Raw genomic sequence first — 7,740 nt, 5'->3', positions numbered from 1 at the left:
TCCCCCGTCCCCCGTCCCCCCGGAGGCTGTTTTCTGAAATTGTGACACTTGGACCCCGAAGTGTCACAATTTCGCACACTAGGGCCTGTCCGGCGGATCTTGATCGAGAGCTGCAAGGAGGTGTGGGACCAGGGGGTTTGAGTCGTTCTTGCGCCAAGCGACGGCGACTCGTGTGCGCGCGGCGTTGGGCTCGATCCTGCGGAAGGCAACGCCTTTGAGGCGAATGCGGCGGATGCTTTCCGGGGCCAGTGACACACCCAGGCCGGTTTCCACCAGGGCGCAGACGGTCTGCCATTCCACGGCGTGCTGAGTCACCTGTGGGGTGAAGCCCGCCGCGATGCACAGGCTGGCGATCTGGTCGTAGAGCGGCGGGCCGACGGCGCGAGGCAGGAGCACAAAGGGGCAGTCCGCCAACTGCTCGACTCGAACGGCTCGTTGTGCCGCGACTGGGTGCGAGGAGGGCAGCACGGCCACGAACGGTTCGGTCAGCACGGTCTCGAATCCGAGATCCGTGTCATGGGCAGGCGGCTCGCGCAACAGGCCGATGTCGATCGTCCTTTCGCGCAGAGCGGCCAGTTGCGGCGTGGTCGTCATTTCCTGGATGTCCAGGTCCACGGCGGGAAACCGTTCCCGGAAGGTTCGCAGCAGACTGGGGAGGACGGTCAGGGCAAGGGAGGCAGCGAAGCCGATCCGCAGGCGGCCGACCCTGCCGCTGCCGACCTCTCGGGCTGCGGCCAAGCCCTCCGCGAGACCGGTGAGGGCATGCCGGGCGGCGGGGAGGAGTTGTCGGCCCGCCGGGGTGAGGCAGATGCGCCCGGGTTCGCGGCTGAACAGCGCGTAGCCCACCTTGTCCTCCAGGCGACGGATCTGCTGGCTCAGCGGCGGCTGGGCGATGCCCAGGCGGGAGGCGGCGTGGCCGAAGTGGAGTTCCTCGGCAAGAACGACGAAGGCGTGCAGCTGCGGAAGGGGAAGTTCAGGGCGCTCCATACGCTTAGAGATATCACTCCATGCCTGAAGCTGTATTAGACGTATCTGCACTGGTCACTTAGCGTTCGGCGCATGACAGAGCGACGTTCCATCCTCAGCGGCTCGACGTTCGAGGAGCAGATCGGCTATGCCCGCGCTGTGATCGACGGCGACTGGGTTCATGTGTCCGGGACGACCGGATTCGACTACACCACCATGACGATCGCCGAGGACGTGGTGGAGCAGGCCGAGCAGTGCCTGCGCAACATCGAGGCCGCACTGACCGAAGCGAAGTGCACCTTCGCTGACGTGGTGCGGGTGCGCTACCTGCTGCCCGACCGGGCCGACTTCGAGCCCTGCTGGCCGGCACTACGTCGCGCCTTCGGCGAGGTCCGGCCGGCCGCCACGATGCTCATGTGCGGCCTCGCCGACCCCCGCATGAAGATCGAGATCGAGGTGTACGCCCGGCGGAACACCGCGTAACCGTCCGCACCATCCGATCTGGGTGAACGGGGGTACCGTGCCCGAGGTCGGGCGGGGCGATCTGACACATGCCGAGTGGGCACGGCTCAAAACACTGCTGCCCGGCATCGGACTGCCGGGCGGACGGTGGAACGACCACCGCACAGTGATCAACGGAATCCTCTTCCGCCTGCGGACGGGCGCGCCCTGGCGTGACCTGCCTTCGCGGTACGGGCCGTGGAAAACCGTCTACGAGCGTCACCGACGCTGGTCCGCTGACGGAACTTGGGACAAGATCCTCCGCTCGCTCCTGGCGCACGCCGACGCCGAAGACCGGATCGACTGGAGCGTGGTCGGCATCGATTCCACCTCCTGCCGGGCCCATCAGCACGCGGCCGGCGCGCGCACGACACCCCCACGCATCCCGGGGCGCAGGGCGCTGCCCCCGCAGCATCGGCCAGATGAAGGGCTGGGACGTTCGAGGGGCGGTCTGACGAGCAAGATTCATCTGGTCGGCGAGGGCGGCCGCCGCCCCTTGGCATTCCTGATCACCCCGGGCCAGTGGGGCGACGCTCCGCAGCTCATCCCGGTACTGGAACGCCTGAGCGTCCCCCGGCTCACTACCGGCCGAACGCACCATCAACGCGCTGAAGAACTTCCGGGCCGTGGCCACGCGCTACGACAAGCGCGCCTTCGTTTTCCTCGGCACCGTCACCCTCGCCACGATCCGCTTATGGCTCCGACCATGATCCGCCGGACAGCCCCTAGCCTCCCTCCCCCCCTGGGCCCGAGCTCTCCGTGCGCCCGCTCGACTGCTTCGACGTCCCGTCAAAGCCGCGATGCGCCCGTCACCGACATCACCAGTGAGTACAGCGATGTCGTGGCCGTGATGAACATGCGGTTGTTCTTCGGGCCGCCGAACGTGATGTTGGAGACCGTCTCGGGGATCAGCAGGCGGCCGATGAGGGTGCCGTCGGGGTCGTAGCAGTGGACGCCGTCGTCGCAGGCGGCCACCCACAGGCGGCCCTCGTCGTCGAAGCGGATGTTGTCGAAGACCCCGCCGCCGGGGCGGCACTCGGCGAAGACCTTGCCCTCGCCGAGCGTGCCGTTGTCGTGGACGTCGAAGACGCGGACCTGGTTGAGGCGGGTGTCGGAGACGTACAACTGCCGCTCGTCCGGGGAGAGTACGAGCCCGTTCGGGCCGCGGAAGCCGTCGGCGGCCAGGGTCACGGAACCGGTGGCCGGGTCGAGGCGGTAGACGTTGCAGGCGCCGATCTCGCTGTCCGCCCGGTGCCCCTCGTAGTCGCTGAGGATCCCGAAGTCGGGGTCGGAGAACCACAGCATGCCGTCGGAGCGTACGACGGCGTCGTTCGGGCTGTTGAGCCGCTTGCCGTCGTAACGGTCGGCCAGGACCGTCACCCGCCCGTCGTGCTCGGTGCGCGTCACCCGCCGGTTGCCCTGCTCGCACGAGATGAGGCGGCCCTGGCGGTCGACGGTGTTGCCGTTGCTGTTGCCCGCCGGTGTGCGGAAGACACCGACCGTGCCGGTCGCCTCGTCCCAGCGCAGGAGGCGGTCGTTGGGGATGTCGCTCCAGATCACCTGGCGCCAGGCGGGGAGGTAGAGCGGGCCCTCGGCCCAGCGGCAGTCGTCGTACAGGCGCTCCAGACGCATGTCCCCGAGCGTGCAGCGGCCGGTGCGGAAGCGGTCGTCGAGTGTCTCGTAGATCCCATTCACCTTGGTCACGCGGGCGACCCTACCCAGCCCGGTTAACATCCGGGCATGACCACTGACGAATCATCCGTATCCGTGTACGACGTCGACATCGATGCCCTCCAGGGCGGCTCCGCCGACCTCGGCCAGTACAAGGGCAAGGCCGTACTCATCGTGAACGTGGCCTCCCGGTGCGGGCTCACGCCGCAGTACGCGGGCCTCGAGCAGCTGCACGAGCGGTACGCCGCGCAGGGCTTCACCGTGCTCGGGGTGCCCTGCAACCAGTTCATGGGCCAGGAGCCCGGTACGTCCGAGGAGATCGCGGAGTTCTGCTCGGCGACGTACGGCGTGACCTTCCCGATGACCGAGAAGGTCGAGGTGAACGGGGACGGGCGCCACGCGCTGTACGAGCGCCTCGTACCGACCGAGGACGCCGAGGGCCACAGCGGCGACATCCGCTGGAACTTCGAGAAGTTCCTCCTCGGCCGCGACGGCACGGTCCTCGCCCGCTTCTCTCCGCAGACGGAGCCGGAGTCCGCGGAGCTCGTGGCGGCGGTGGAGAAGGCCGTCGCGTAACGCCGCTTGACCGCGGGGCTCCTCCGGGAGCTCCGCGGGGCGCGACCAGCCACAACGGACCCGCGCCCTGTCACCGAACCTGCGGAGCACGACTCCCGGCCCCGAGAAGCGCCTCCCGCATCTCCTCAGGGCACCCCGTGCCGCGAGGCAGCTGGTACCGCGCCGCGAGGCGATACGTACCGGCCCGCGGAGCCACCAGCTCCGTCCACTCGTCGCCCTTCGCGTCCTCCTCCGCCTCCATCAGACACCCGGCGACGTTCTCGAACGACTTCGGCGCGTCCTCGTCGACCTCCCGCAACGCCTTGGACTCCTCCGTCTCCCGCGGAGGCGTAACGCTCTTGCCCTCGGCGTCGACCAGGCCCAGCCACGGCGAGTACGGGACGCGTATCAGCACCCGCCCCGCCTCCTTCACCCTGATCGTCATCTCGTCCTGCCCGGCCCGCTCGACGACGGCGGGCGGGTCGGCGAGCGGCGTGGGATCGGTGACCTTGAAGAGCTGCCAGTTCGCGTCGCCCCAGACCTGCTTCAGATACGGCTGGCCACGCTGCACAAGCTCGCGTTCGCGCTCGCCGCCGTCCCCGTCGAGCTCGTCCTTGGGCAGGACGACGTAGTGGACGGCCCAGCGCTTGAGCCACTCGTGGTAGTTGGCGGAGTTCAGGGTGTCGTCGTAGAAGAGCGGGTTGCGCTCCATGTCGGCCTGCCGGTTCCAGCCGCGGGCGAGGTTCACATACGGCGCGAGCGCGGACGCCTCGCGGTGCGAGCGGGCCGGTACGACCTCCACGCGGCCCTTCTCGGCGCCCACCTCCTGGAGCTGGTCGACGATGGGGGCGAGCTCACGCGCCCAGGACGCGGCGGGCATCGCGTTGATGGTGTCGTCCACCGCCTTGAAGCCGATCCACGCGACGAACCCCACGCAGGCCACGACCAGCGCGTACCACCTGCGCGTACGCGGCACCGTGAACGGCAGCGCCGCCAGCAGCACGACCCCCGCGAACAGCATCGCGAGCCGCGTGATGTTGGACCCGATCTGCGAGCTGATCAACCAGACGAGGACCACGGACAGCCCGTACACCCCGGCCGTGATCCGGACCGTCTTCCACTCGCTCGGCACGAGGAAGTAGACGAAGCCCGAGAACAGGACGGGCAGCACGACCGACCCGAACATCATCGGCTGCGTACCGGAGAACGGGAACAGCCACGCGGACACGCCCACGACGGCAGCGGGCGCGAGCCCCAGCGCGTACGCCCCCGGCCGCCGCTTCTGCAGGAACAGCGCCACGGCGACCAGCCCCACGAACAGCCCCGCCACCGGCGACGCGGCGGTCGCGATCGCGGCGAGCGGCGCGGCGCACAGGGCCTTGGCCCAGCGCTTGTAGCGCCAGCGGTAGGGCCAGCAGAAGACGACGGCGGTCGCGCCCAGCGCGAAGACCATGCCGAGACCGAAGGTCACCCGACCGGACACGGCGTTGCAGAAGAGCCCGAACACCCCCATCAGCGCGGGCCAGCGCACATCCCGCACGGCCCAGCTGCGCATGAGGATCAGCGTGAGCAGCCCCGCCGAGACCGTCCCCGCGATCATCATCGTCGGGCGCACACCGAGCACCGACATCAGATACGGGGACACGACGCTGTACGAGACGGGGTGCATGCCCCCGTACCAGGCGAGGTTGTACGCCGAGTCCGGATGCCGCCCGACAAACTCCGCCCAGGCGTCCTGCGCAGCGAGATCGCCACCACTATTGGCAAACGTGAAGAACCAGACGACGTGCAGCACACCGGCGAGAGCGGTGGCGAGGGTGGCCGGGTGGCGGAGGAAACGGGCGAAGGGGGTGGGCGTGGGAGTCCCGGAAGGCGTGAGGGCCACGGAGGGCGTGGGCGCCCCGTCGGCCTCACGACCTTGACGTGCCGCACGGGTGCCGTCGCGGGTCTCGTCGCGACCGTCCTCCGCCTCCCGCGCACGCTCGTCTGTTCGCGGGCCGGCTCCTCGGCTCGGCTCGGCGTCTTCGGCGTGCGTCGACTCCGCTGTCGCCACGTAAAAGGCACTCCCCGTGTCACGTTGTTTCGCTCCCGGCCGGGTTCCGCACCCGGCGAGCGACCCCGATCCTTGCGACGCTAGCACGCACCCCGCACCCCGCAGCCGGTCGCCCGGGCGGGGCGCGGCACGTACGTCGCCCTGCGTGACCGGGACGTACGTGCCGTCAACTCACCCATGGGGCGCGGCAGAGGCCCGGCCGCGTGGCCGTCCCGCCGCCCCTCCGGCCGTCAGCTCACGCGGGTGAGCTTGGAGCCGTAATCAGGTTCGGTGAGGTCCGACTGGAGGGCCACCGGGACCTCGACGGCGTCGCCCGTGCCGTCACCGACGCTCAGCGCGCCGACCTTGGTTCCCGCCTTCGCCTCGTGCGGAATCTCCGTACCGTCGTCGCTCAGGGCGAGCTCGACGGTCTTGCCGGCCCAGCCCACCGCGGAGACGTCCTTCGTGGCGACGACCGGGGTGCGGCCGCCGAGCCCGTCGTCCACGTACCCGACGACGTCGCCCTTCTTCAGGATCTTCGACGAGGTCAGCGCGTCCTGGGCGGCGACCATCGCGGTCTTGCTGACCGCGTTGACGGTGTCGATGATCGGCGGCTGGTGCTGGCCGAGGATCGCGCCGACGACGGTGACGACCTCGCCGTCCACGTCCTCGGTGGCGGCGAACAGGAGGTTGCCGCCGGCCTTGGTGGTGGAGCCGGTCTTGATGCCGATGGCGTTGTCGTACGGGACGAGGCGGTTGTAGTTCTGCCACTCCTTGCCCGAGGGGTCCTTCCAGACGGGCAGCTTGGTGATGTCCGTCAGCGCCTTCATCTGGACCAGCTCGTTGCCGAGCTTCACCTGGTCCTCGGCGGTGGAGACGGTGGACTCTTTCAGGCCGGAGGGGTCGGTGTACTTCGTGTTCTTCATCCCGAGATCAGCGGCGGCGTCGTTCATCTTCTTGACGAACGCGGCCTCGTCGCCGCCCGAGTCCCAACGGGCCAGCAGCCGGGCGACGTTGTTCGCGGACGGAATCATGATGGCCGCGAGCGCCTGCCGCTGGGTGAGGGTGTCGCCCTTCTTGATGGTGTTGAGCGTGGACTCGCCGTCCGCGTCGTAACCGCCCTCCGTCTCGGCCTTCGCGTCGACGGGGATGTTCTTGCCCTCGTCGCCGGGCTTCAGCGGGTGATCCTTGAGGATCACGTACGCGACCATGGCCTTGGCGACGGAGCCGATGGCGACGGGCTGCTGCTTGCCGAAGTCGTCGACCGTGCCGATGCCGTTGACGTCCATCCAGCCCTGGCCCTCCTGGGGCCACGGCAGGCTGACCTTGTCGCCCTCGAAGGTGTACGACTGGTCGGCCGTCAGCGTGAGGGCGGGCGTCGGCAGGGGCCGTACCGCCTGCACCACCGCGAACACCACGGCCAGCAGGATGACCAGCGGCGTCCAGATCTTGACCCGCCGCACGATCGTCCGCACCGGAGTCTCCGGAGGCGGCGGCGTGTTCGTCAGCTCCGCCAGCAGATCGAGCGGCGGCAACGGCGGCAACGGCTGCTGCGCGGTCCGCTCCGGCCCGATCTGCGCGATAGCGGCGGTCTCGGCCGCAGGCGGAACAGCGGGCTTCTCCGGCGCAACAGGCGGCTTCTCCGGCGGAACGACCGGCTTCTCCTTGGGAGCAGCCGGTTCATCGAGCGGCTTGAGCGCCACGAACTTGCTGGTGCGTTCGGAGTCACGCTCGGCGGGGGGCTTGTCGCCGGGCTTGGCGTCCGGCTTGGCATCGCCCACCTTGAGCGTGGTGGTGGGCTGATCAACGGCGGGCGGCCGCACCTTGAAGGCGGCGGTGGGCTGGTCGACGGGACGCTTGGGCTCGTCGTCACCGGCACGTGAGCCGGGCTCGCCGTCGTCGTCCCGACTGGCAGCCGGGGCGTCTACGGCGCCGGCACGGGGGGCACGCTTCGCGTCGGTGTCCTGGGCATCCTGGGCGGGCGCGGAGTCGGCCTTGGCTTCGGTGCCGGGGGC

At 69.5% G+C, this 7,740-nt stretch carries 5 protein-coding genes and 2 pseudogenes; 3 read left to right on the top strand and 4 right to left on the bottom strand.

The window, feature by feature from the left end; all coding sequences use genetic code 11:
• Window positions 1–78: 78 nt before the first annotated feature.
• Window positions 79–987 carry a LysR family transcriptional regulator gene (locus G6048_RS45590; protein ID WP_165345508.1) on the bottom strand — a complete coding sequence of 303 codons (909 nt, stop codon included), beginning with the start codon at window positions 985–987 and terminating at the stop codon, window positions 79–81.
• A gap of 72 nt (window positions 988–1,059) precedes the next feature.
• Here G6048_RS45590 and G6048_RS45585 point away from each other — a divergent pair, with 72 nt between their 5' ends.
• Window positions 1,060–1,449 (top strand): RidA family protein, encoded by a 390-nt coding sequence (locus G6048_RS45585; RefSeq protein WP_165345507.1) that lies wholly within the window; start codon window positions 1,060–1,062, stop codon window positions 1,447–1,449.
• Between the two features lie 37 nt (window positions 1,450–1,486).
• A pseudogene (locus tag G6048_RS49030) lies at window positions 1,487–2,177 on the top strand (IS5 family transposase).
• A 79-nt stretch (window positions 2,178–2,256) separates the two neighbouring features.
• On the opposite strand, the gene G6048_RS45575 reads toward G6048_RS49030, so the two are convergent.
• A complete protein-coding gene (locus G6048_RS45575; RefSeq protein ID WP_328828900.1) occupies window positions 2,257–3,171 on the bottom strand; it encodes an SMP-30/gluconolactonase/LRE family protein in 915 nt (304 codons plus the stop codon).
• 36 nt (window positions 3,172–3,207) lie between these two features.
• Here G6048_RS45575 and G6048_RS45570 point away from each other — a divergent pair, with 36 nt between their 5' ends.
• Window positions 3,208–3,714, top strand: a complete 507-nt coding sequence (locus tag G6048_RS45570) for a glutathione peroxidase (RefSeq protein WP_165345505.1) — start codon at window positions 3,208–3,210, stop codon at window positions 3,712–3,714.
• 70 nt (window positions 3,715–3,784) lie between these two features.
• Here the strand turns inward: G6048_RS45570 and G6048_RS45565 are convergent, their stop codons facing one another.
• Window positions 3,785–5,746: an MFS transporter gene (locus tag G6048_RS45565; protein WP_165345504.1), complete on the bottom strand. Its 1,962-nt coding sequence runs from the start codon at window positions 5,744–5,746 to the stop codon at window positions 3,785–3,787.
• 230 nt (window positions 5,747–5,976) lie between these two features.
• Window positions 5,977–7,740, bottom strand: a pseudogene (locus G6048_RS45560) (D-alanyl-D-alanine carboxypeptidase); the annotation flags it as partial.

Origin of the sequence: Streptomyces ureilyticus (assembly GCF_011045025.1) — a bacterium.
GTDB classification, from domain to species: Bacteria; Actinomycetota; Actinomycetes; order Streptomycetales; family Streptomycetaceae; genus Streptomyces; species Streptomyces ureilyticus.
This window is presented reverse-complemented; position numbering and strand designations above follow the sequence as displayed.

Bases quoted from the DNA above. Each gene is read 5' to 3' on its own strand.
- G6048_RS45590 (WP_165345508.1), bottom strand. From the start codon at position 987: ATGGAGCGCCCTGAACTTCCCCTTCCGCAGCTGCACGCCTTCGTCGTT.
- G6048_RS45585 (WP_165345507.1), top strand. From the start codon at position 1,060: ATGACAGAGCGACGTTCCATCCTCAGCGGCTCGACGTTCGAGGAGCAG.
- G6048_RS45570 (WP_165345505.1), top strand. From the start codon at position 3,208: ATGACCACTGACGAATCATCCGTATCCGTGTACGACGTCGACATCGAT.